Source organism: Variovorax sp. Varisp36, from assembly GCF_047304235.1.
GTDB lineage: Bacteria > Pseudomonadota > Gammaproteobacteria > Burkholderiales > Burkholderiaceae_C > Variovorax.
Map to the genome: position 1 here is coordinate 183,520 of NZ_JBGLYU010000001.1, position 23,546 is coordinate 207,065.

A 23,546-nucleotide genomic window follows, 5' to 3' on the forward strand; every position below is an offset into this window, starting at 1 on the left:
ACGCGGCTTCTATGCCGTCCAACATCGGGCAACCGGCGGTCATTCCGCCGCCGTTTTCGTCGTTTGCCGCGCCTTCGACGCGTCGATACGATCCCGCGCCTTGCCCTTCACGAAAGGACCGCGCGAGTGCCCATCACCACAGCTTCTTCCCCTGGCTCCGATGCCAATGCACGCTGGCAGCAACGCAGCCGGCGCCATGTCTGGCATCCCTGTACGCAGAGCATCCGCCTCGAAGCGGTGCCGCCGCTGCCCATTGCGCGCGGCGACGGCGTGTGGCTCTTCGACGCCGAAGGCCGCCGCTACATGGATGCCACCAGCTCGTGGTGGGTCAACCTCTTCGGCCATGCGCATCCGGCGATCAACGCCGCGCTCAAGGACCAGCTCGACAAGCTGTCGCACGTGATGCTCGCGGGCTGCACGCACGCGCCGGCGGTGGAACTGGCCGAGCGCCTGTCCGCGCTGACGGGCCACGCGCTCGGCCATTGCTTCTACGCGTCCGACGGCGCCTCGGCCGTGGAGATCGCGCTGAAGATGAGCTTTCATGCCTGGCGCAACGCCGGGCGCGGCGGGAAGCGGCGCTTCGTGGCGCTGAAGCGGGGCTACCACGGCGAGACCCTGGGCGCCTTGCACGTGACCGACGTGCCGGTGTTCCGCGATGCCTATGCGCCCTTGCTCGCTGATGCACACCTCGTCGCCTCGCCGGATGCGCGCAACGCCCGGCCCGGCGAGGACGCGGCCGCCGTCGCGCGCCGCGCCGCCGCCGAGCTCGAAGCGCTGCTGGCCGAGCAGCACGACACCATCGCCGCAGTGATCGTCGAGCCGCTGGTGCAATGCGCCACCGGCATGGCGATGCACGACCCCGAGTACCTGCGTCGGCTGCGCGCCCTGTGCGATCGCCATGGGGTGCACCTCATCGCCGACGAGATCGCGGTGGGCTGCGGGCGCACCGGCAGCTTCTTCGCGTGCGAGCAGGCCGGCATCTGGCCCGACTTCCTGTGCCTGTCGAAAGGCATCAGCGGCGGCTACCTGCCGCTGGCGCTGGTGATGACGCGCGACGCCATCTACGAAGGCTTCGTCGACGACGACGCGGCGCGCAGCTTCCTGCATTCGCATTCCTACACCGGCAATGCACTGGCCTGCCGCGCGGCAATTGCCACGCTGGATCTTTTCGAGAGCGAGGATGCGCTGCAATGCAACCGCGGCCGTGCCGCGCGCCTGCTGCGGCACTTGCGCGGCGGGCTTGCAGGGCAGGCGGTCGATCATCTGCGGCAGCGCGGAATGATCACGGCCTTCGACGTGCGCGAGCCGGGCGCGCGTTTCGCCGAACGCTTTCACCTGGCGGCGCGCGCGCACGGGCTGCTGATGCGGCCGATCGGCAACACCGTGTACCTCATGCCGCCGTACACGATCGGCGACGGCGAGATCGATCAGCTGGTCGACGGCACGCTGGCCACGCTGAAAGCCGTCATGGCCACGAACCAGGAAGAAGGAGCCCGCGATGTCGCGCTTGCTTGACCGCCTGCAGGGCGAGATCCACGCGCTCGACGCGCAGTCGCTGCGCCGCCGCCGGCAGATCGCCGAAACCGCCTGCGCGCCCGAGCAGATCCTCACGCTGGCCGGCGCCACCGCGCCGCGCACCATGCTCGGCTTCAGCAGCAACGACTACCTCGGTCTTGCCGCGCACCCCGCGTTGGCGAAGGCATGGGCCGAAGGCGCCGCGCTGTACGGCACGGGCAGCGGTGGTTCGCACCTGATCCTTGGCCACTCGCGCGCCCACGCGCAGCTCGAGGAGCGGCTCGCCGAGTGGATGACACTTTTCATCCCCGAAGCGCGGAGCCTGTTCTTCTGCACGGGCTACATGGCCAACCTCGCCGTGCTGTCGGCGCTCGGCGGCGCCGAGGCGGTCATCTTCTCGGAAGCACTCAACCATGCCTCGCTGATCGACGGCGCCCGGCTGGCCAAGGCGCGCGTCGAGCGCTATCCGCACTGCGGCGTGGCCGCGCTCGACGCGCAGCTCGCCGCCTGCGACGCGCCCGTGAAGCTCATCGTCAGCGATGCAGTGTTCAGCATGGACGGCCACATCGCACCCGTGGCCGAACTGCTCGCGCTGGCCGAGCGGCACGATGCCTGGCTGGTGATCGACGACGCGCACGGCTTCGGCGTGCTCGGCGCCACGGGGCGCGGCGTGCTCGAAGCCATGGGCTTGCGCTCGGAGCGGCTGGTGCTGATCGGCACGCTGGGCAAGGCCGCGGGCGTGTCGGGCGCCTTCGTGGCGGCGCATCGCACCGTCGTCGACTACCTGGTGCAGCGCGCGCGGCCGTACATCTTCACCACGGCCGCACCGCCGGCCATCGCGCACGCGCTGCTCGCGAGTCTGGCGCTGATCGAGGGCGAGGAGGGCGCCGAACGCCGTTCACGGCTGCGGGAACGCATCGCGCAATTGCGCCGGGGCCTGACCGCCGTGCTGCCAGCGGACGGCAGCGCATGGCTGCCCGAGTCGCCCACCGCGATCCAGCCGCTGATCGTCGGCGACAACGCGCGCGCGATGCGCACCATGGCGCAGCTCGATGCCCGCGGCCTGCGCGTCGGCGCGATCCGCCCGCCGACCGTGCCCGCCGGCACCGCGCGGCTGCGCATCGCGCTGTCGGCCAGCCACGGCGAAGCCGACGTCGCCCGGCTCGTCGATGCATTGGGCGATGCGCTGGCGCAGCCCTGGAAGGAGGCCGCATGAACTGGTTCGTCACCGGCACAGACACGGGCATCGGCAAGACGCTGGTCAGCAGCGCCATGCTGAGCCTGCTGGCCGGCTCCGGCCTGCGCGCGGTCGGCATGAAGCCGGTGGCCGCAGGGCTCGAAGAACGCGACGGCGAATGGCGCAACGAAGACGTGGAGCAGCTGCGCGCGGCCGGCAACGTCGACGCGCCACTGGCGCTGCGCAGCCCGTACCTGCTGCGCGCGCCGATGTCGCCGCACCTGGCGGCCAGGGAAGAGGGCGTGCACATCACGCTGCGGCCGATGCTCTCGGCCTTCGCGGAACTCTCGGCGCGCGCCGATGCCGTGGTGGTCGAAGGCGTCGGTGGCTTCTGCGTGCCGTTCGGCGACGACCTCGACAGCGCCGACCTCGCTGTGGCGCTGGGCCTGCCCGTGATCCTCGTGGTCGGCCTGCGGCTGGGTTGCCTCAACCATGCGCTGCTGAGCGCCGAGGCGGTTCGCGCGCGGGGCCTCGTGCTGGCGGGCTGGGTGGCGAGCGTTGTCGATCCCTCGATGCTGGCGCCGCAAGCCAACCTGCAGGCGCTGCGTGCCCGGCTCGGCGCGCCGCTGCTCGGCGTGGTGCCGCATCTGCAGCAACCCGGCGCCGCGCAGGCCGCGCGCCACATCGACTTGCGTGCACTGCGCGCGACGGCGGCCCATGCCGCGCGCCGTGCCGCGGCGGAGGAATCAGCCGCGCTGGCCTGATTCGACGAGCCGCTTGGCTCGCACGCCGCCCTGGCGCTCCAGCATCCAGCCCGGGTACTCGGCCGGCAGCGCGCTCACCTTGTCCAGCGCGGCCAGCTCGTCGCCCGTGAGCTTGATGGCCGTGGCGGCGATGTTGTCGTCCAGCTGCTCGGCGCGCTTGGCACCGACGATCACGCTGGTCACCACCTGCTGGTGCAGCAGCCACGCCAGCGCGATCTGCGCGACCGAAACCTTGCGCGCTTCGGCCAGCTGGCGCATCACGTCGATGCAGTCGTAGGCGCGCTCGACGTTCACCGGCGGAAAGTCGAAGGTGGTGCGGCGGCTGCCTTTTTCCGCCTGCGTGTCGCGGCCGTACTTGCCGCTCAGCAGGCCGCCCGCGAGCGGGCTCCAGACCATCAGGCCGACGTTTTCGCTGCGCAGCATGGGCGCCAGCTCGCGTTCCAGGTCGCGCCCGGCGATGGTGTAGTAGGCCTGCAGCGACTCGAAGCGCGCGAGCCGGTCGCGCTCGGCGATGCCCAGCGCCTTCGCGATCTGCCAGGCCGCCCAGTTCGACACGCCCACGTAGCGCACGTGGCCCTGGCGCACGAGGTTGTCGAGCGCGTGCACGGTTTCCTCGATGGGCGTGATGGGGTCGAAGCCGTGGATCTGGTACAGGTCGATGTGGTCGAGCTGCAGGCGCTGCAGGCTGGCCTTGACACCGTCCATGATGTGGAAGCGCGAGGCGCCCGCGGAGTTGACGCCCTTGCTGCCGGTTTCGCCGAGCACCTTGGTGGCCAGCACGAAACTGTCGCGCGGCACCTTGAGGTTCTTCAGCGCCTGGCCGGTGATGACTTCCGACTGCCCTTCGGAGTACACGTCCGCCGTGTCGATGAAGTTGATGCCGGCGTCGAGCGCGCGGCCGACCAGCCCTTCGGCCTCCGACTGCTGCAGGTTGCCGATCTGGCCCCAGATGCCGGAGGAGCCGCCGAAGGTCATGGTGCCGAGGCACAGTTCGGAAACCAGGAGGCCGGTGCGGCCGAATTTGCGGTATTGCATGGAGAGGTTCCTTTGCGTTGGAGGCAGGCGCCGAAAGGGGCCGACAAGCCCGGGCGACTGCGGAAAAGTATCCCGCCGGCGCCTGGCCCATGGCGAGTGCGTTCCTGCAAAGTATTTGCCTGATTCTCCAGACCTCCCGCGTGGCGCGTGCGAATCCGATGGAGGAGCGCTAAGCTTCGAACCGCTCATTCCTCCATGGTGGCCGCCCCTTTGGCCCCCAACCATGACAAGGCCTCGAACATGTCCGACGAAACACCCGAAATCGCCGCCGTCATCGCCCAGCCGATGCCGCTGGAGCCCGAACTCGACGAAGCCCGCAAGGAACTGGTGGCGCTGATCGAGCACATCACGCGCGGGCAGGACGGCACCGTCATCACCGCCGTGCCCGGCCTGCAGGTGTTCTGCATCAGCAAGCCCGAAGGCCCCAAGCACGCCTTCGCGTCTCCGGCGCTGGGCCTGATCGCGCAGGGTTCCAAGCGGATCATCGTGGGCGACGACATCTACGTGTACGACCCGATGCACTACCTCGTCACCTCGGTCGACCTGCCGGTGTGCGGCCAGGTGTGCGTGACGAGCGAGAAGGAGCCTTACCTCGGCGTGCGGCTGGAACTGGCCCTCGACGAAATCGGCGAGCTCATCGGCGACGAGAAGCTGCCCGCCAAGGCCAATGCGCCAGCCTCGCGCGGCATGTACGTCAACCGCATTGCCATGCCGGTGCTCGAACCCGTGCTGCGCCTGCTGCGGCTGCTCGATACGCCGGAAGACGTGCCGATCATGGCGCCGCTCATCAAGCGCGAGATCATGTACCGCCTGCTGGTCAACGGCGAGGGCGCGCGGCTGCGGCAGATCGCGCTGCAGGACAGCCACACCCAGCGCATCGCGAAAGCCATCAGCGCGCTGCGCGTCAACTACGCGCAGTCGCTGCGGGTGGAAGACATGGCGCGGGCGGTGCACATGAGCGTGTCGTCGTTCCATCACCACTTCAAGGCCGTCACCGCGATGAGCCCGCTGCAGTACCAGAAGCAGCTGCGCCTGCAGGAGGCGCGCCGGCAGATGCTGATCGCCGGCGCCGACGTGGCGAGCGCCGCGCACAACGTGGGCTACGAAAGCCCGTCGCAATTCGCACGCGAGTACGGCCGCATGTTCGGCGCGCCGCCGCTGCGCGACAAGCGCCGCTGGCTCGGCGAGGCGGGCAACGACGCGATGGGGGCGGCCTCGATGGAGGCTGCGTGAACCGGACGGGCTGCATGGCCGGCGCGGCGCCGCATGGCTGATTCGAAGATCGCCATCTATGGCGCCATCGGCGCCAACGTGGCGATCGCGGTCACCAAGTTCATCGTCGCGGGCATCACCGGCAGCTCGGCCATGCTGTCGGAAGGCATCCACTCGGCAGTCGACACCTTCAACGGCGTGCTGCTGCTGGTGGGCCTGCGCCTGAGCAAGCGGCCCGCGACCGCCGAGCACCCGTTCGGGCACGGCAAGGAGCTGTACTTCTGGAGTCTCATCGTCGCGGTGCTGATCTTCGGGCTGGGCGGCGGCGTGTCGTTCTACGAAGGCATCCAGCACATCCGCCAGCCCGAGCCGATGCGCGACCCGACATGGAATTACGTGGTGCTTGCGGCGGCGGCGCTGTTCGAGGGCACGAGCTTCCTCGTCGCATTGAGGCAGTTCCGCGCGCAGGCCCGCGGCGTGCCGTTCTGGGAGGCGCTCGACCGCAGCAAGGACCCGACCACCTATACCGTGCTGGCCGAAGACTCGGCCGCGCTGGTGGGACTGGCGGTGGCCGCGCTGGGCATCTGGTCCAGCCATGCACTGGACATGCCGGTGCTCGACGGCGTGGCCTCGGTCGTCATCGGCGTGCTGCTCGCGGGCGTGGCAGTGTTGCTCATCGCGCAGTCGCGCGGGCTGCTGATCGGGGAGGGCGTGCGCCCGGAAACCGCAAAGGCGATCCGTGCGGTGGTGATGGAGCAGCCCAGCGTGGAAGGCGTGGGCCGAGTGCTTTCGATGTACGTCGGCCCCGACGAGGTGCTCGTGGTCGTCGATGTCGACTTCAAGGACGACACGCCCACCGGGGACGCGGCCGATGCCATCGCGGCGATCGAGAAGCAGGTGCGCGCGCGCTTCCCCATGATCAGGCGGATCTTCGTCGAGGCGAGCGACGCGCCCGGAGGCGATGCCCACGCCGATAGGACGGGCGGCGCCCGATAGCACCTGCCGCGGTTTCGCGCGTTGCCCCTGCCATGCAGGTTTCGCGGAATTTCGCTATTGTTTTGTTCGCTGCAGCAACACGGAGTAATGCATGCTTTGGCAAAAGAAGCTGGCACGATGGAGCGACGTGGTCCGCGAACGCGCCAACCTGCCTGTGCGGCTTACCTTGTGGGACGGCCAGTCCTACGACTTCGGCACCTTCAGCGGGCCCTCGGTCACGCTGCACGTGAAGACGCCCGCCGCGCTGCCGCTGATGCTGCATCCCACGCTCGACAACCTCGGCGAGGCCTACGTCAAGAGCAAGATCGACATCGAGGGCAAGCTCAGCGACGTCATCGACATCGCCTACGGCCTCGCCAGGACGTCGATCGACAAGCACGGCGGGGCGCTGCGGAACATGGCGCGCCATTTCGCGCACACGAGGTCGTCGGACAGGAAGTCCGTCCAGTACCACTACGACGTCTCCAACGAGTTCTATCGGCTGTGGCTCGATCCGAACATGGTCTATTCATGCGCCTACTTCGAGAACGGCGACGAGGACTTGGCCACTGCGCAACTGAAGAAGATAGACCACATCCTCACCAAGATCGAACTGAAGCCGGGCCAGACGCTGCTCGACATCGGCTGCGGCTGGGGCGCTCTGGCGATCCGTGCGGCGCAGAAGTTCGGCGCGCGCTGCGTGGGGGTGACGCTCTCTCGGAACCAGCTGGAGCTGGCGACCGAACGCGTGAAGGCCGCCGGCCTGCAGGACCGCATCGAGATCCGCCTGCAGGACTACCGCGACGTGACCGGCCGGTTCGACCGCATCACCAGCGTCGGCATGTTCGAGCACGTGGGCCGCAGGAACCTGCCTGCGTACTTCAGGCGCGTGCAGGAGCTGCTTGCAGACGACGGCGTGGTGATGAACCACGGCATCACCTCGTCCGACCCCGCCGGCGGCGGCATGTCGTACGGCGGCGGCGACTTCATCGACCGCTACGTGTTCCCCAACGGCGAGCTGCCGCACATCAGCCTCGCGCTGCAGGCCATGCAGCAGGGCGGCCTCGAAGCCTTCGACGTGGAGAACCTGCGCCGCCACTATGTGCGCACGCTGCGCTGCTGGAGCGACGCCTACGAAGCCAACAGCGAGAAGGCGCGCGCGTTCGTCGACGAAGAAAAATTCCGTATCTGGCGCATCTACCTCGCGGGCTGCGCCTATGCCTTCGAGAACGACGACGTGGCCATCTACCAGGTCGTGGGCCGCAAGGCAGGGCGGCCGGCGAACACGCTGCCGTGGTCGCGCCGCTATATCTACGACGGCACCTCGTTCGGAAGCCCCTAGAGCTTGAGCGCCGGACAAGGGCTCAAGCCGTCTATAGCATGCACGGCTCATGACTTCCACCAACAGAACAACAAACCGCCCCCTCGTCATCGCCTCGATCATGGCCTCCATGGCGATGGTGGCCATCGAAGCCACCATCGTCTCCACCGTCATGCCGCAGATCGCCTCCGAACTGGGCGGACTGCATCTGTACAGCTGGGTGTTCGCCTCCTTCCTGCTGGCGCAGACCGCGATGACTGTGGTGTTCGGCAAGCTCTCGGACCTGTACGGCCGCAAGCCCATCATGTTCGTGGGCATCGCCGTCTTCGTCCTCGGGTCGGTGCTGGCGGGTTTCGCGTGGTCGATGCCGGCCATGATCTGCTTCCGGCTCATCCAGGGCATCGGCGCGGGCGCCATCCAGCCGGTGGCGCTCACCATCGTGGGCGATCTCTATCCGGTGCGCGAACGCGGCAAGGTGCAGGGCTGGCTTGCGAGCGTCTGGGCCGTGTCGGCTGTGGTGGGGCCGATGATCGGCGCACTGATCGTGCAGAAGCTGTCCTGGGCCTGGATCTTCTGGGTCAACGTGCCCATCGGCCTGGCGGCCGCGGCTGGCTTCTGGCTCTTCCTGCACGAAGCGCCGACGGTGCGCCGCTCGTCCATCGACATGGTGGGCGCGGTGCTGTTCACCATCGGCATCGCGGCGCTGATGATCGCACTGACGGAATTCGGCGTCGGCAATTCGGGCGTGGCGCTCGCGTGGGCCGGGTTGTTCGTCGTCACGCTCGTGCTGTTCATCGCGCAGGAGCGCCGTGCCACCGACCCGATGGTGTCGCTGAAGCTCTGGGGCGCGCGGATGATCGCCGCCGTCAACGGCGCGGCAATGCTGGCCGGCATGGTGCTGATCGGCATCACGACCTTCCTGCCGATGTACGTGCAGGTGGTGCTCGAGCGCTCGTCGGTCACGGCCGGCCTCACGCTCACGATGGTGATGCTCGGCTGGCCCATCGGCGCGACGCTGACCTCGCGCACCTTCCATCGCATCGGCCTGTGGCGCATGGTGGTGGTCGGTGCAGCGCTGATTCCGGTGGGCACCTCGGCCTTCGTCCTGCTCGCGTCAGGCAGCTCGCCGGTGCTGCCCGCCATCGGCTCCTTCGTCATCGGCCTGGGCATGGGCGTGATGAGCCTGAGCTCGCTGATCCTGATCCAGGAAGGCGTCGATCTTGCGCAGCGCGGCATCGCCACGGCGTCGAACGTGTTCTCCCGCAACCTCGGCAGTGCGCTGGGCGCGGCCTTCTTCGGCGCAGTCTTCAATTTCGGGCTGACGCGCGGGGATGGCGGCCCGATGTTCACCGACGACCAGCTGCGCCTGCTGCTGCAGGGTGTGCAGGGTTCGGAGGCCAACGACGCGGGCATTCGCCTGGCGCTGGGCGGTTCGCTGCATCTCACCTTCGTGGCAATGCTGGCCGTGAGCCTGGGTGTGGTCGCGCTGGCGTTGCTGTTGCCGAAGGAAGGACTGGAGAGCCATGCGGTCGGGGCTGGGAAGCCGGCGCCGAAGTAGGCCGCTTCAGCGCAGCAGCGACTTCTTCATGTACGCCAGGTAGAAGCCGGGTGCGTAATCGTCGATGCGGGCGTACTCCTCGTAGCCGTGCTTCAGGTAGAACGGGCGCGCCTGCCACTCGAAGGTGTCCAGCTTTGCGTTCTTCGCGCCCAGCGCGATGGCTTGCTGCTCGGCCTCGGCCAGCAGGCGGGTGCCAAGGCCCGAGCCTCGCGCGTCTTCTTCGACGAAGAGCACTTCGATGTTGAGCCAGTAGAGAAACACGAAGCCGCGCAGGCCACCGAGGAGACGCCCGTTCTCGTCCCTTGCGTTGAGGCGGATGTACTGCTGTTCGGGGTACTCGCCGACGAAGCCATAGTTGTAGTGGCGCAGCTTGAGGCCGAGCTCGCCAGAGCGGATTTCTTCAGGCGTGGCGGGGGCAATGGTGAGGTTTTTCATTCGGGAGAAAAGCTGTGCGATGGAACGGTGCAACTCTACCGGCTCGCTCCAAGTCCGAACCCGAACCACAGCCCGCTCAGGATTGGCGGGCGAAGCCACCCAACGAAGAAAGCCGCGCACGCATATGCAATCCCTGGGAGACGCCATCGACCGACTTCGCCTGAGCCCCTCCATCGCGAACCTCATCAGGTAACTTGGAATCCGTCTTTGGAAAGGCGGTGGCACTGCGCAGAATCGGCCGAAGCGTTCGTTCGACCATTGCCATGCCACTGCGTACCTTTCATCTTTCTCCGTCGGCCCAGGGCCGCAAAGTTCTTGCCCTGACAGCCACTGCCTGGCGCATTCCGCCGCGCTCGGCACGCGAAGTGGCGCGCCGGGCACCACACGGCTATGTGCCTGTGCGGGCGCTGCGGCGGCTGCATGCGGCCGCGGTACTGGCCCTGCTGCCGCATTCGTGGTGAACTTGGCGCCAGGGCCATGAACCTGGAGACAAGAGAAGATGCTGATCGTCCTGGGCGGTCTGCCGGGCACGGGCAAGACCACCATCGCGCGCGAGATCGCCGAACTCGTGCCGGCCGTCTACCTGCGCATTGACACCATCGAGCAGGCGCTGCGGTCGGCCAGGGTGTTGGCCGGTGACGTGGGGCCGGCCGGCTACATCGTGGCCTATGACCTGGCCCGCGCCAATCTTTCCCTGGGGCAGGCGGTCGTGGCCGACTGCGTGAATCCCTTGCCGGTGACGCGCGAGGCCTGGCGCACCGTCGCGGCAGATACCGCATCGCGCATCGTCGAGGTCGAGATCGTGTGCTCCGATAACGCCGAACATCGGCGCCGCGTCGAGCAGCGCAGCGTCGACGTGCCGGGCCTCGTGCCGCCGATGTGGGCGTCCGTGCAGCGCCACGACTACGCGCCCTGGACCACCCAACGCCTCGTCATCGACACCGCAACCCTCAGCGCGCATGAGGCCGTGCAATCGATCCTGTCCCACGTGCGCGACTGAGCATTCAGCAAATATCGATATAGGAATTCAGCGCAAACGGTGCGCGCGATGCCTCGGAGAATTTGCATCAATTCTTTCCGAGGCGTCTTTCGCCGCACACCGTGTCCTACTCGCTGTCCCTGCTCGACAAGAGCCTGATCCCAGAAGGCGCCGACGCCGCTCAAGCGTTCCGGCACACCATTGCGCTCGCGCAAAGCGCGGAGCGGCTGGGCTACCACCGCTACTGGCTCGCCGAGCATCACGGCAACAGGAACTACGCGGGCTCCGCCCCCGAGGTGCTGGCAGCGCACGTGCTCGCGAAGACCTCGCGAATCCGCGTGGGCACGGGTGGCGTCATGCTGCAGCACTACAGCCCGTTCAAGGTGGCCGAGACCTTCCGCGTGTTGGCTTCGCTGGCACCGGGGCGCGTGGACCTGGGCATCGGCAAGGCGCCCGGCGGCCTGCCGCTGACGAGCAAGGCGCTGCAATGGCTGCACGATCCGGTGAAGGCGAAGGGCGAGGACTTCGGGCTGCGCCTGGCCGAGCTCGATGCCTTCCTGCACGATGGCATTGCCTCCGGCCATGCGCTGGCCGGCGTGGTGGCCACGCCCAATCCCCCGCAGCTGCCGCAGCGCGTGCTGCTCGGCGGCAGTCCTGAAAGCGCGGTGCTGGCGGCGCGCCTCGGCTGGGACTTTGTCTATGCGGGGCATTTCAACGGCGACCCGGTGAATCTTGCGCAATCGATCGAGGCCTACCGCGCCGAGACGGGCCGCGCGCCGCTGCTCGCGCTCTTCGCCTTCGCGGCCGAGACGCACGAGAAGGCCGCGGAGCTTGTCGGTGCGCTGCGCAGCTTTCGCGTGCACCTGCCCACGGGCCAGAGCGTCAACCTGCCGAGCCTCGAGGCGGCCGCCGAGTTTGCGCGGCAGGCCGGCGTGAGCGACTACCGCACCGAAGAACGCCGCCCGCATGTGATCGCAGGTTCCGGCGAAGAGGTGCGCGACGCGCTCGACGCGTTGAGCGAGCGCTACGGCATCGAGGAGTTCGTCATAGACATCCCCGTGGCCGGTTTCGCCGAGCGCCACGCCTGCGTCGAACTGCTTGCCAAGGCGCGCGAACCGGCGCTGGCCTGAACCTTTCCTTCAACCTCACAAGAACGATCGTCATGAGCAACATCAAGTTCGGCGTCATGCTGCAGGGTGCCGGCAGCCACATGAATTCATGGAAGCATCCGGGCGGGCCGGCCGACGCCAGCGTCAACCTCGACTTTTTCGTGCGCACCGCGCAGAAGGCCGAAGCGGCCGGCATCGCCTTCGCATTCGTGGCAGACGGGCTCTACATCAACGAGAAGTCGATCCCGCATTTCCTCAACCGCTTCGAGCCGATCTCGATTCTTTCGGCGCTCGCCACCGTGACCTCGAAGATCGGCCTCGCGGGTACCGTTTCCAGCTCGTACAGCGACCCGTTCACGGTGGCGCGCCAGTTCGCCTCGCTCGACCTGATCAGCGGCGGCCGCGCGGGCTGGAACGTGGTGACCACCCCGCTCGAAGGCAGCGCGAAGAACTACAGCCGCAGCCACCCCGAGCACGCGCTGCGCTACGAGATCGCCGACGAGTACCTTGCCGTCACGCAGGGCCTGTGGGACAGCTGGGACGACGATGCCTTCGCGCGCAACCGCGAGACCGGGCAGTTCTTCGAGCGCGAGAAGCTCCACACGCTGGACCACAAGGGGCGCTTCTTCCAGGTATCGGGCCCGCTGAACATCCAGCGCTCGCCGCAGGGCCAGCCGGTGATTTTCCAGGCTGGATCGTCGGACGCGGGTGTCGGTCTCGCGGGCAAGTATGCGGATGCGGTGTTCACGCATTCACCGTCGCTGGAAGACACGCGCAGCTTCCTGCGGCAGGTGAAGGCCAGCGCGGTCGCGCAGGGCCGTCAGGCCGACGACGTGAAGATATTCCCCGGCATCGGTCCCGTGGTCGCGGCCACCGAGGAAGAAGCCGAGGCCAAGTACCGCGCCATCCGCGAGCTGCTGACGGTGGAGGAGGCGCTGGCCTACCTGGGTCGCTTCTTCGACCATCACGACTTCGGCCAGTACCCGCTGGACGCGCCGTTCCCCGAGCTGGGCGAAATCGGCCGCAACAGTTTTCGCTCGACCACCGACCGCATCAAGGCCAACGCGAAGGCCAATGGCCAGACCTTGCGCGAAGTGGCGCTCGAAGTGGCCACGCCGCGCACGCAGTTTGTAGGCACCGGCGAGCGCATCGCCGACGAGATCATCCGCTGGGTGGACGAGGGCGCGGCCGATGGCTTCATCCTCGGTTTCCCGGTGCTGGGGCAGGGCCTGGACGACTTCATCGAGTTCGTGATTCCGGTGCTGGAGGCGCGCGGGCGCTACCAGCGAGAACTGCCTGGCGTCACCCTGCGCGACCACCTGGGACTGCCACGCAAGGCGAGCCGCTACGCCGCGCAAGACGACGCGCCCGCCGCGAAAAAGAAGGTCGCCTGATGGGAAAGAACCACAAGGAGACGGAGACGAACCGCATGAACGAACACTTCCTCTACACCACGCCGCTCGACCCGCGCGCGAAGCCGTTGCTCGAAGGCCTTTCGTTCGAGTACGACAGCCGCTATGGCGACGTGCTGCGCGAGCCCGGCGCGCCGCGCGAGATAGACCGCTATCCGGCCGAGGTGTTTGCGCCGTCGCACGGCGGCAACTTCGTGCTGCTGCTGCGGGACGGCATCGCCATCGGCGGTGGCGCCTTCATGCGGCATGACGAGCGCACGGCGGAACTCAAGCGCGTGTGGACGCACGGCCCACTGCGGCGGCAGGGTCTGGCCAGCAAGGTGCTTGCCGAGCTGGAGGCGCAGGTGCTGCGGCAGGGCTACGAGCGCATCTACCTGACGACGGGCTTTCGCCAGCCCGAGGCCGTGGGCCTGTACCTCGGCCATGGCTACACGGCGCTGTTCGATCCGCCCATCGACCCCGAAACGCCGCGCAAGCTGCCTTTCGAGAAGCACCTGGACACGGGGCGCCATCACGGCCGTCCGGCCGCGCAACGAGCCGAGGCGGTACTGCGATGAACACGACCGTCCTCGACGCCGGCGCCGAGCCGCGCAGCCCTGCGCCCGTTCGCGCGCCTCAACCGCCGCGCGCGGCAGCAGCGCCAGCACCCGCCAAGGGCGACTACTCGCACTTCCGCGTCGTGCCGGCGAAGTACCCGGCCCGCACGGCCGGCACCATCTTTGCCGTGGCGGTCATCGGTATCGTGCTGCATTCGACGCTCACCAACCCGCGCTGGGGCTGGGGCGTGTTCGCCGAATGGTTCTTTGCGCAGCCGGTGCTCGAAGGGCTGGGCCGCACGCTGCTGCTGACGGCGCTGGGCGCGTTGCTCGGCTTCTTTTTCGGCACCGGGCTGGCGCTGGCACGCGTCTCCCGCTCGCCGCTGCTGGCGCGGCTGTCATGGGTGTTCACGTGGATCTTCCGGTCGATTCCGGTGATCGTGCTGCTGCTGATCATCAACAACCTCGGCTACCTCTACGAGACTGTGGCGCTGGGCATTCCGGGCACCGACGTCACCTTCTTCTCGTACCCGACCACGCAGCTGATCAGCCCGTTCGTGGCGGCACTGCTGGGCCTCACGCTGAACCAGGCGGCCTTTGCCTCGGAGATCGTGCGCGGCGGCATCCTTTCGGTGGAGCAGGGGCAGCTCGAAGCGGCGGCGGCACTGGGGCTGTCGCGCGGAAGGCAGTCGCTGCGTATCGTGCTGCCGCAGGCGATGCGCACGATCTTGCCGACGGCCTTCAACGACATCATCGGGCTGGCCAAGGGCACGTCGAACCTCTACATCCTGGCGCTGCCCGAGCTGTTCTACACGATCCAGATCATCTACCGGCGCAACCTCGAAGTGATTCCGCTGCTGATGGTGGCGACGGTGTGGTACCTCATCATCCTCACGGTGCTGTCGGTGGCGCAGCACTACATCGAGCGGTATTTTTCGCGCGGCGCGCTGCGCCATCCGCCGCGTTCGTGGCTCGGTGGCGTGGTGCGCGGCCTGTGGCGATCGAAGACGCCGACCGTGGCACCCGTGACCGGAGCGCCGGTCGCCGCCGACGCCCCCGCGCAGGTGCCGCGCTGGACCGATCCGCTCACGCGGGGCGGCGAGGTCACGATCCACGGCGTTTCGAAGAGCTTCGGCATGCTCAAGGTACTCGACGACGTGACGCTCACCGTGGGTCAGGGCAGCGTGACGGTCATCCTCGGCCAGTCGGGCTCGGGCAAGTCGACGCTGCTGCGCGTCGTCAATCACCTGGAGCGCGTGGACGACGGCTTCATTGCCATCGACGGCGAACTCATCGGCTACCGCCGCGACGCGGACACGCTCTACGAGCTGCACGAGAAGGAAATCCTCAAGCGCCGCGTTGACGTGGGCATGGTGTTCCAGAACTTCAACCTGTTCCCGCACCTCACGGTGCTGGAGAACATCGTCGAGGCGCCGGTGTCGGTGCGCGGCCTGCCGCGCGCCGAAGCCGAGGCACTGGCCTCCGAGCTGCTGGGGCGCGTGGGCCTGGGCGACAAGACGCATGCCTATCCGCGCCAGCTTTCCGGCGGCCAGCAGCAGCGCGTGGCCATCGCGCGCGCGCTCGCGCTCAAGCCCAAGGTGCTGCTGTTCGACGAGCCCACCTCGGCGCTCGACCCCGAGCTTGTGGGCGAGGTGCTGGCCGTCATCAAGGAGCTGGCGCGCTCGGGCACCACGCTGGTCATCGTGACGCACGAGATCGGTTTTGCGCGCGAGGTGGCCGACACCATCGTCTTCATGGAGCGCGGCCGCATTCTCGAAACCGGCACGCCCGACAAGGTGTTCAACGCGCCGGAGCATCCGCGCACGGCTGAGTTCCTGGCCAAGGTTCTTTGATTCCTCATCCTTTTCTTTCTCTACTGCATCGCTCTTCATGACCCATCGACGAAACATCCTGTCCGCTCTTCTGGCGACGTTGCTGCCCCTGGCTGCCCTGGCGCAACCCGCCGCCGACCTGAGCCCCGAGCAGGCCGGCCGGCCGCGCGCGCAGAAGCTCGACGAGGCCGTCAAGCTCGCGAAGGACTTCAAGTTCCAGAAGGAGGGCGTGCTCGTCGTCGGCACGACCACCGGCCGCCTGCCGTTCGCGGCCTATGCGACCGACACGAAGACGCCCGTGGGCAACGCCCCCGACATCGCCCAGCTGGTGGCCGACAGCCTCGGCCGCAAGCTGGAGCTGGTGTCCACCGCCTGGGCCGATTGGCCGCTGGGCCTGCAGTCGGGCAAGTTCGACGTGGTGGTGTCCAACGTGACAGTGACCGAAGAGCGCAAGGAGAAGTTCGACTTCTCCACCTACCGCAACGACCAGATCGGCATCTACGTGAAGTCCGACAGCAAGCTTGGCGCCATCAAGGAGCCGAAGGACATCGCGGGTCTGAAGGTGATCGTGTCGGCCAGCACCAACCAGGAGCAGATCCTGCTGCGCTGGAACAAACAGAACGTGGCGGCCGGGCTGAAGCCGGTCGAGATCCAGTACTACGACGACGATGTGGTGCAGCGGCTGGCGATCCAGTCGGGCCGCGCCGACGCGTACGTGGGCCCGAACGCCATCGCGGCCTATGAGGCGCGCGACGGCAAGACGAAGCTCGCGGGTGTGTTCTCCGGCGGCTGGCCGCAGAACGCCGAGATTGCAGTCACTTCACGCAAGGGCTCGGGCATTGCGGACGCCATCACGCTCGCACTGAACGCGCAGATCAGGAACGGCAACTACGCCAAGGCGCTTTCGCGCTGGAACCTGAATTCCGAAGCCATCGAGGCCTCGCGCACCAATCCGCCAGGCCTGCCGAAGAACTGAGCGATGGGCATGACTTTCAAGTACGCACCGGGCGCCTGGATCGCCCGCAGCTTCGTCGCACTCGCGCTGGTTGCCGGCGCGGTGCAGGCTGCCGACAAGTTCGACTTCAGCCCCGAACAGCGCAGCCGTCTGCGCGCCGGCAAGGACGCGGAAGCCGTCAATGCCATTCCACCGAGCTTCAGATTCGTGAAAGAAGGCGTGCTGACCGTCGCCATTGCGCCGTTCGCCCCACCCATCTCGACCTACGCCACCGACGCGAAGACGGTCGTCGGCTTCGACGCCGACTTCGCGCTGCTCATCGCCGATGCGCTGGGCCTGAAGCTCGACCTGCAGCCCATCGCCTGGGCCGACTGGCCGCTGGGCCTGAGCTCGGGTAAGTACGACGCGGTGATCTCCAACGTGGGCGTGACCGAGCAGCGCAAGGAGAAGTTCGACTTCTCGACCTACCGCCTCGGCCTGCATGGCTTCTATGTGCGCACCGACAGCGCGATCAAGTCGATCAAGGAGCCGAAGGACGTGGCGGGCCTCAAGCTGACGACCGGCGCCGGCACCAACCAGGAGCGCATCCTGCTCGAGTGGAACCGGCAGAACGTTGCGGCGGGTTTGAAGCCCGTCGAGATCCAGTACTACGACGATGATGTGACGCGCACGCTGGCGGTGGTCACCAAGCGGGTCGATGCCAACTTCAATCCCAACGCGCCACAGGCCTACGAGGCCGCGAAGAACGGGCAGATCAGGCTGGTCGGCACCGTCAACGCGGGCTGGCCGCTGAAGTCGGACGTGGCCATTGCCACGCGCAAGGGCAGCGGCCTCGCGGTGGCGCTGACCACCGCTGCCAATGGCCTGATCCGCAACGGCACCTACGCCAAGGCCCTGGCGCGCTGGAGCCTCGTGGAAGAAGCCTTGCCGAAGTCGGAGACCAACCCGCCCGGTTTGCCGAAGTTCGCGCCATGAGCATCCGCCATCTTGCATTCCTCACGCCCGGCAACTACGCCGAGGGCGATCCGCACACCGGACTCGAAGCCGCGCTGAAGCTCTTCGAATTCGGCGAGAAGCTCGGCTTCAACGGTGCATGGGTGCGGCAGCGGCACCTGGAGCGCGGCGTGTCGTCGGCCGCGACCTTCCTGGCCGCCGCAACGCAGCGTGCGCGTTGCATCGAGCTGGGCGCAGCAGTGATCCAGATGGGCTACGAGAATCCGTTCCGGCTTGCCGAAGACCTCGCCACGGTCGACGTGCTGTCGCGCGGCCGGCTGCAGGTGGGCCTGAGCGCGGGCGCGCCGCAGCATGGCGCGCTGTTGGGCAACCGCTTCTACGACGCGGCGCCGAACACCATCGACTTCACGCACAAGCGCGTCGGGCGGCTCAAGGCCAACCTGGAGGACACGCTGCTTGGCGATGAGCAGACTTTTGTCGAGTCGGCCGGCGGTCGCGTGCGGCCGCGCATTCAACCGTACCCACAGGGCTTGACCGACCGGCTCTGGTACGGCGGCGGTTCGCTGCGCTCGGTCGAGTGGGCGGGACGCAATGCATTCAACCTGCTGCTGGGCAATGTGCTGTCGGGCGAGACCACCGACGACTTTTTGCAGGCGCAGCTGGGCCTCGTCGAGCGCTATCGCGCCAGCGAAGCGGATGGGCGCAGGGGCAGGGTGGCGCTGGGCCGCGTGATCGTGCCGCTCGATGGCGCCGATGCCGCCACGCGCAAGCGCTACCGCGAGTTTGCGGCCGGCCGCGTCGAACGCACGCTGACGCCGCAGGGCGAGCGGCGCACGCTGTTCGCGGGCGACCTCGTGGGTACCTCCGACGAAATCCTAGAGCGCCTGCGGCACGACCCGGTACTGCCGCATGTGAGCGAATTGCGTGTGGAGCTGCCCTACAACTTCAGCGGTGCGGAATACGAACAGATCCTGACCGACTTGTCTGGCCGCATCGCGCCGGAACTCGGTTGGCGGGCGCTTTGAACTGGAGGATGGAGAGAGAGGGGAGACCCTGAGGCATTGAGTTCGAGGTGAGTCGGAGTCGGGTTGCGCTTTCTGCAATTCGACGGGCGACTTTTCAACGGGCCTTCGGCCCGTTTTTTTTCAAGAGAAGGCGAGCCCTACAGCATGTAAGTCACGAGCTTGAAGTCCGGGTCCTCGGGGAAGGGCTTCACCGTGAAGCCCAGCCGCCGCACCAGCTTCAGCATGTCGGGGTTGTTGGCCAGCACCAGCCCGTCGATTTCCGCGAGGCCCTTGTCGCGCGCCACGTCGATGATGCTTTCCATCAGCCGCGAGCCGATGCCCTTGCCGCTGAACTCGTCGGCCACCACCAGCGAGAACTCGCAGCTGGTCTGGTCGGGGTTGGTGACGTAGCGCGACACCCCCACGATGTGCTCGCTCTCGAGCACGGTGCCTTCGGGCGACACGCTGCGCTCCAGCATCACCGCCACCAGCGCCATCTCGCGGTCGTAGTCGATCAGCGTGAAGCGCGACAGCATCGACGGCGGCAGTTCGTGGAAGCGCGAGACGAAGCGGAACCAGCGGCTCTCGGGCGACAGGCCCTGCACCAGCGCCTGCAGCATCTGGGCGTCGTTGGGGTGTACCGGCCGCACGATGTAGGTGCCGCCGCCGGTGCCCGGCAGGGGCCACTCGCGCCGGTAGCGCGCGGGGTACGGCATGATCGCCAGGTGCTGGTAGCCGTTGCCCAGGTGGCCCGCCGCCGCCTGCGTGCTGCTGCCGATCACGATGCGCGCATCGACAGACACCGCGCCCGACTCGTCCACGATGATCGGGTTGATGTCCATCTCGCGCAGCTCGGGCAGCTCGCACACCATTTCAGACACGCGCAGCAGCACGTCTTCGATCGCTTCCATGTTCACGGCACTCGCGCCGCGCCATTCACCCAGCGTCTGCGCCACGCGCGAGCGCTCGATGAGCCGGTGCGCGAGAAACTGGTTGAGCGGCGGCAGCTCCATTGCGCGGTCGTTCAGCAGCTCGATCATGGTGCCTCCCGCACCGAAGACGATGACCGGGCCGAAGGGTTCGTCGGTCACCATGCCCACGTAAATCTCGCGGCCGCGCCGCGCCCGCACCATCTTCTGCACAGTCACGCCGTTGATGCGCGCCTCGGGCGCGAGGCGGGCTACGCGCTCCATCATCTCGATGTAGGTGTCGCGCGCGTCGGTGCCGTTCATCACGTTGAGCGCGACGCCCTCGACGTCCGACTTGTGCGGGATGTCGGGCGAATCGATCTTCAGCGCCACCGGAAAGCCAAGCTGCGTCGCGATCATCATCGCCTCGCTGGCGCTGCGCGCGAGCATCGTGCGCGTGATCGGAATGTGGAAGGACGACAGCAGCGACTTCGATTCCATCTCCGTCAACACACGGCGCCGCTCGGCCAGCACGCTTTCGATCAGCAGGCGCGCGCCCTCGATGTCGGGCTTGGCCAGCGCCGACAGCGGCGGCGGCGTCTGCTGCAGCAACTGCTGGTTCTGGTAGAAGGCCGCGATGTTGCCGAAGGCGCCCACCGCGGCCTCTGGCGTGCGAAAGCTCGGGATGGTTGCCTCGGCCAGCACCGAGCGCGCCTTGCCGACGGAAGAGTCGCCCATCCAGCAGGCCAGCAGCGGCTTGTTCATCGGCCGCGGAATGTCCGCCAGTGCTTTCGCGGTGGCGGCCGCGTCGGCGCCGGCCTTGGGCGAGAAGATGGCGAGCACGCCGTCGACCTGGCTGTCGGCCGAGGCTGCGTCGATGGCGGCGCGGTAGTGCGCGGGCAGGGCCTCTTCAGAAAGGTCGATCAGGTCGGCCAGCGAGGCGAGCGGGGGCAGGGCGGGCTGCAGCACTTTCTGCGCGGGCGCGGAGAGCTTGCCCAGGTCGAGCCCGATCTCGTTGATCCAGTCGGCCGCCAGCACACCGGGGCCGCCGCCGTTGGTGACCACCGCAAGCCGCTTGCCCACGGGGCGGTAGCGCGAGGCCAGGCACTTGGCGGCCGAGAACAGTTCGACGAAGGAACGCACGCGCACGGCGCCCGCGCGGCGCAAGGCGGAATCGAACACGTCGTCGCTGCCCACGATGGCCGCGCTATGTGTCTGCGCGGCCTCGTTGCCCGCGGGCTTGCGGCCGGCCTTGAGTACCACCACCGGCTTGGCATGCGAGGCCGAGCGCAGCGCGCTCATGAAGCGGCGCGCGTCGGCAATACCTTCGAGGTACACGATGATGCTGTGCGTGGCCTGGTCGTTGGCGAGGAAGTCGAGCACCTGCGGAATGTCGACCGAGGTGTGCGGGCCCAGCGACACCACGCTGGAAAAACCGACGCCGTTCTGCCGCGCCCAGTCGAGCATCGAGGCCGTGAGCGCACCCGATTGCGACACCAGTGCGAGCGGCCCCGGCCTGGCCAGCGGACCGGCTGCACTCGCATTCAGATGCAGCAGCGGCCGCTGGAAACCCAGCGAGTTCGGCCCCAGCAGATGCACCCCTTCGCGCTGCGCGATCTTGCGCCACTGAGCCGCCTGGTCCGCGCCGATGCCGCTCGAAAGAACCGCTGCCGCCGTGCAGCCGATGCGCCCTGCGATTTCAAGCGCGGCCGCCACGTCGCGCGGCGCCAGCGCGATCAGTGCGAGGTCGGCGTGGGTCTGGGCCAACTCTTCGAGCGTGCCCTTGGTGCGCACGTCCAGAAAGCGCAATGTGCCGTCGAAGCGGTCGGTGCGAAAGGCCTCGCGCAGCGTGTGGCCCGCCGGAGTCTGGCCGCCCGGATCGTCGGCGTGGCCGACGAAGGCCACGATGGAGGCGGGCGCGAAAAGCGGGTTCAGAAAATGCTTGTCCATGCCCCCAAGTCTGCACCGTTCGCAGGCCGTTGTGCAGTGCGGTGGTCAGGACGGATTCAGCACGCTTGGCTATAGTCAAGGTTCCATGCAAAAACGTATCGGCGTGATCTTCGTCTCGCGACGAAATTCATTACGCAGCATCCTGGCCGAAGCGTGCCTCGCGCACCTGGACCCGAAGCGGTTCTCGGCATCTTCCTGCGGTCAACCTGGGCAGGTCGCCCACGAGTTCCATCCCGCAGCCGTCGCCGCATTGAAGAGCACGAGCATCCCCGTGCCGCTGCGGCCGCCGCGCAGCTGGGACGAACTGGTGCGCGCGAATGCAGCGGCGGCAGACTTCGTCATCACGCTGGATGCGACCACCGAATCCCGCCAGCCGCCATGGCCCGGCCAGCCCGACGCGGCGTTGTGGGCCTACCCGGACGTGGCCGATGGCAGCGACCTCGACAAGATCGCGCACGACGCGATCCAGATGCTGTTCTCGCTGCGCCGCCGGCTGGAACTGCTCGTGAGCCTGCCGATACAAGGGGTGGATCGCTCGGCCGTGCGCTCCGACCTGCGGGACCTGGGGTACTTGCGCTAGCGGGCCTGCGCAGCGTGCCGCCCCGCGTCCGTCGCTTCACTCCAGCGTGAAGCCGATCTTCAACGTCACTTGCCAGTGCGCCACCTTGCCGTCGACCACATGCCCACGTGTCTCGGTCACGGTGAACCACTGGATGTTGCGCACCGTCTCGTGCGCCTTGGCGATGGCCACCTGCACGGCATCTTCGATGCCCGTCGGCGAGGAGCCCGTCAGTTCGAGCGATTTGTAGACATGGTTGGACATGGGATCGGTCTCCTTCAGGTTGTTGGTTGGACAGCGGCGGCAAGGCGGCCGCAAAACATCGTAGTCCTGTTGCGGGCGGCAGTGGACGAATCCGGCTATCGCTATGCGCCCAGCTGCTTTCCCGCATCCCCGAAGCTCTCGACCAGGAACCCGACGACGGCCTGCACGCGCGCCGTGCGGCCCTTGCGGCTCGGTACCAGCAGCGTGACCGGTGCACTGTCGAACTGCCAGTCGGCCAGCACGCGCACCAGCGTGCCGCGCGCGACGGCGTCGGCCGCGTCCCATTCGGAACGCAGCACGAGGCCCATGCCTTGCTCGGCCCATTGCCGGGCCACGCCGCCATCGTTGGTGACGTAGGCGGGCGAGATGCGCAGCGTTTCCCGCTCGGCCGACCGCTTGCCCGATGACCCCGCTGCGCCTTTGGACGGACGCACGTGCCACAGCGTCACGTCTTCGTCGTTCTCCCGGATGCAGATGCAGCCGTGCGCCAGCACATCGCGCGGTGCACGCGGCACGCCGTGCAGGCGCAGGTAGTCCGGGCTCGCGCACAGCCAGCGCTCGTTGGGGCTCAGCGTGCGCGCCACCCATGAAGAATCGCGCACCGTGCCGATGTGGATCACCGCGTCGACGTCGTGCCGGTCGGGCCACGGGGTTTCGCGCAGGTCGAGCTGCACGCGCAGCCCCGGATGCAGCCGGGCGAAGCGCGCCAGCATCGGCGCGATGTACTGCCGGCCGTAGCCGAAGGGCGCGGCGATGCGCAGCGCGCCGGTGAGCCGCCGGTCGTCACGCTGCATTGATTCGCGCAGGCCCTCGATCTGCCCGAGCAGCGCGGCGGCCTCGCGCGCGAAGCGTTCGCCTTCTGGCGTGAGGCTCAGCCGCCGTGCGGTGCGGGTGGCTAGCGACAGGCCCAACGCGGCTTCGAGCTTGCGCAGCCGCATCGACAGCGCGGGCGGCGTCACGTCGAGCGCGCGGGCCGCCGCGCTCAGCGAGGGTTCGCGCAAAAGGGCGGCGGCGAGCTGCATGTCCTCGACCTGGATCATTAACTTCTGCTTAACGATTGATGACCGTGCATTGAAGCACAGGCACGGCCTT

22 protein-coding genes are annotated in these 23,546 nt (G+C 67.8%); 17 read left to right on the forward strand and 5 right to left on the reverse strand.

Going from position 1 to position 23,546, the window contains the following annotated elements; genetic code table 11:
- Nucleotides 1-126 precede the first annotated feature (126 nt).
- From ACCD11_RS00940 to bioD, 3 genes are read left to right on the forward strand one after another with little or no spacing between them, the layout of a single operon-like run.
- Complete coding sequence (locus tag ACCD11_RS00940) at nt 127-1,515, forward strand: adenosylmethionine--8-amino-7-oxononanoate transaminase (protein ID WP_413311774.1); 1,389 nt, start codon at nt 127-129, stop codon at nt 1,513-1,515.
- On the forward strand, nt 1,499-2,731 hold the full coding sequence (gene bioF / locus ACCD11_RS00945; RefSeq protein ID WP_413311776.1) for an 8-amino-7-oxononanoate synthase: 1,233 nt from the start codon (nt 1,499-1,501) through the stop codon (nt 2,729-2,731). Before ACCD11_RS00940 ends, bioF begins: the two co-directional genes overlap by 17 nt.
- Entirely contained in the window at nt 2,728-3,456 is a 729-nt protein-coding gene (gene bioD / locus ACCD11_RS00950) for a dethiobiotin synthase (protein ID WP_413311778.1), read from the forward strand. The genes bioF and bioD overlap by 4 nt, the downstream gene beginning before the upstream one ends.
- Here bioD and ACCD11_RS00955 read toward each other — a convergent pair.
- Entirely contained in the window at nt 3,439-4,491 is a 1,053-nt protein-coding gene (locus ACCD11_RS00955) for an aldo/keto reductase (protein WP_007832178.1), read from the reverse strand. The genes bioD and ACCD11_RS00955 overlap by 18 nt on opposite strands.
- 240 nt (nt 4,492-4,731) lie before the next feature.
- Between ACCD11_RS00955 and ACCD11_RS00960 the strand changes: the two genes are divergently transcribed.
- The 4 genes from ACCD11_RS00960 (at nt 4,732) to ACCD11_RS00975 (ending at nt 9,557) form a co-directional block, all read left to right on the forward strand.
- Nucleotides 4,732-5,724 carry an AraC family transcriptional regulator gene (locus ACCD11_RS00960; protein WP_042673222.1) on the forward strand — a complete coding sequence of 331 codons (993 nt, stop codon included), beginning with the start codon at nt 4,732-4,734 and terminating at the stop codon, nt 5,722-5,724.
- 33 nt (nt 5,725-5,757) lie between these two features.
- Nucleotides 5,758-6,699, forward strand: coding sequence for a cation diffusion facilitator family transporter (locus ACCD11_RS00965; RefSeq protein ID WP_413311780.1), 942 nt, complete (start codon nt 5,758-5,760; stop codon nt 6,697-6,699).
- Nucleotides 6,700-6,790: 91 nt separating this feature from the next.
- Nucleotides 6,791-8,020 carry an SAM-dependent methyltransferase gene (locus ACCD11_RS00970; protein WP_007832176.1) on the forward strand — a complete coding sequence of 410 codons (1,230 nt, stop codon included), beginning with the start codon at nt 6,791-6,793 and terminating at the stop codon, nt 8,018-8,020.
- Nucleotides 8,021-8,069: 49 nt separating this feature from the next.
- The gene (locus ACCD11_RS00975) at nt 8,070-9,557 is read left to right on the forward strand and encodes an MFS transporter (RefSeq protein WP_413311782.1); all 1,488 of its coding nucleotides are present in this window, start codon (nt 8,070-8,072) and stop codon (nt 9,555-9,557) included.
- A 6-nt stretch (nt 9,558-9,563) separates the two neighbouring features.
- Here ACCD11_RS00975 and ACCD11_RS00980 read toward each other — a convergent pair whose 3' ends face one another.
- Entirely contained in the window at nt 9,564-9,992 is a 429-nt protein-coding gene (locus ACCD11_RS00980) for a GNAT family N-acetyltransferase (RefSeq protein ID WP_007832174.1), read from the reverse strand.
- A 263-nt stretch (nt 9,993-10,255) separates the two neighbouring features.
- Here ACCD11_RS00980 and ACCD11_RS00985 point away from each other — a divergent pair, with 263 nt between their 5' ends.
- The 9 genes from ACCD11_RS00985 to ACCD11_RS01025 all read left to right on the forward strand — a co-directional run bounded on the left by ACCD11_RS00985 (nt 10,256) and on the right by ACCD11_RS01025 (nt 18,794).
- The gene (locus ACCD11_RS00985) at nt 10,256-10,453 is read left to right on the forward strand and encodes a hypothetical protein (RefSeq protein WP_413311785.1); all 198 of its coding nucleotides are present in this window, start codon (nt 10,256-10,258) and stop codon (nt 10,451-10,453) included.
- 38 nt (nt 10,454-10,491) lie between these two features.
- The gene (locus tag ACCD11_RS00990) at nt 10,492-10,992 is read left to right on the forward strand and encodes an AAA family ATPase (RefSeq protein WP_413311786.1); all 501 of its coding nucleotides are present in this window, start codon (nt 10,492-10,494) and stop codon (nt 10,990-10,992) included.
- Nucleotides 10,993-11,093: 101 nt separating this feature from the next.
- Entirely contained in the window at nt 11,094-12,101 is a 1,008-nt protein-coding gene (locus tag ACCD11_RS00995) for an LLM class flavin-dependent oxidoreductase (protein WP_413311787.1), read from the forward strand.
- Nucleotides 12,102-12,133: 32 nt separating this feature from the next.
- Nucleotides 12,134-13,474: an LLM class flavin-dependent oxidoreductase gene (locus tag ACCD11_RS01000; RefSeq protein WP_413311789.1), complete on the forward strand. Its 1,341-nt coding sequence runs from the start codon at nt 12,134-12,136 to the stop codon at nt 13,472-13,474.
- A gap of 35 nt (nt 13,475-13,509) precedes the next feature.
- Nucleotides 13,510-14,049: a GNAT family N-acetyltransferase gene (locus tag ACCD11_RS01005; protein WP_413311791.1), complete on the forward strand. Its 540-nt coding sequence runs from the start codon at nt 13,510-13,512 to the stop codon at nt 14,047-14,049.
- Nucleotides 14,046-15,881 carry an amino acid ABC transporter permease/ATP-binding protein gene (locus ACCD11_RS01010; RefSeq protein ID WP_413311793.1) on the forward strand — a complete coding sequence of 612 codons (1,836 nt, stop codon included), beginning with the start codon at nt 14,046-14,048 and terminating at the stop codon, nt 15,879-15,881. The genes ACCD11_RS01005 and ACCD11_RS01010 overlap by 4 nt, the downstream gene beginning before the upstream one ends.
- A gap of 37 nt (nt 15,882-15,918) precedes the next feature.
- On the forward strand, nt 15,919-16,836 hold the full coding sequence (locus tag ACCD11_RS01015; protein ID WP_413311795.1) for an ABC transporter substrate-binding protein: 918 nt from the start codon (nt 15,919-15,921) through the stop codon (nt 16,834-16,836).
- A 9-nt stretch (nt 16,837-16,845) separates the two neighbouring features.
- Nucleotides 16,846-17,790 carry an ABC transporter substrate-binding protein gene (locus tag ACCD11_RS01020; protein ID WP_413311797.1) on the forward strand — a complete coding sequence of 315 codons (945 nt, stop codon included), beginning with the start codon at nt 16,846-16,848 and terminating at the stop codon, nt 17,788-17,790.
- Entirely contained in the window at nt 17,787-18,794 is a 1,008-nt protein-coding gene (locus ACCD11_RS01025) for an LLM class flavin-dependent oxidoreductase (protein ID WP_413311798.1), read from the forward strand. Before ACCD11_RS01020 ends, ACCD11_RS01025 begins: the two co-directional genes overlap by 4 nt.
- A 137-nt stretch (nt 18,795-18,931) precedes the next feature.
- Here the strand turns inward: ACCD11_RS01025 and ACCD11_RS01030 are convergent, their stop codons facing one another.
- Nucleotides 18,932-21,631, reverse strand: coding sequence for a GNAT family N-acetyltransferase (locus ACCD11_RS01030; protein WP_413311800.1), 2,700 nt, complete (start codon nt 21,629-21,631; stop codon nt 18,932-18,934).
- A gap of 85 nt (nt 21,632-21,716) precedes the next feature.
- Between ACCD11_RS01030 and ACCD11_RS01035 the strand changes: the two genes are divergently transcribed.
- Nucleotides 21,717-22,211: a low molecular weight phosphatase family protein gene (locus tag ACCD11_RS01035; protein WP_413311802.1), complete on the forward strand. Its 495-nt coding sequence runs from the start codon at nt 21,717-21,719 to the stop codon at nt 22,209-22,211.
- A 36-nt stretch (nt 22,212-22,247) separates the two neighbouring features.
- Here ACCD11_RS01035 and ACCD11_RS01040 read toward each other — a convergent pair whose 3' ends face one another.
- Both ACCD11_RS01040 and ACCD11_RS01045 read right to left on the reverse strand, forming a co-directional pair.
- A complete protein-coding gene (locus ACCD11_RS01040; protein WP_007832149.1) occupies nt 22,248-22,454 on the reverse strand; it encodes a dodecin in 207 nt (68 codons plus the stop codon).
- A gap of 101 nt (nt 22,455-22,555) precedes the next feature.
- Nucleotides 22,556-23,494 carry a LysR family transcriptional regulator gene (locus tag ACCD11_RS01045; RefSeq protein ID WP_413311804.1) on the reverse strand — a complete coding sequence of 313 codons (939 nt, stop codon included), beginning with the start codon at nt 23,492-23,494 and terminating at the stop codon, nt 22,556-22,558.
- Nucleotides 23,495-23,546: the final 52 nt, after the last annotated feature.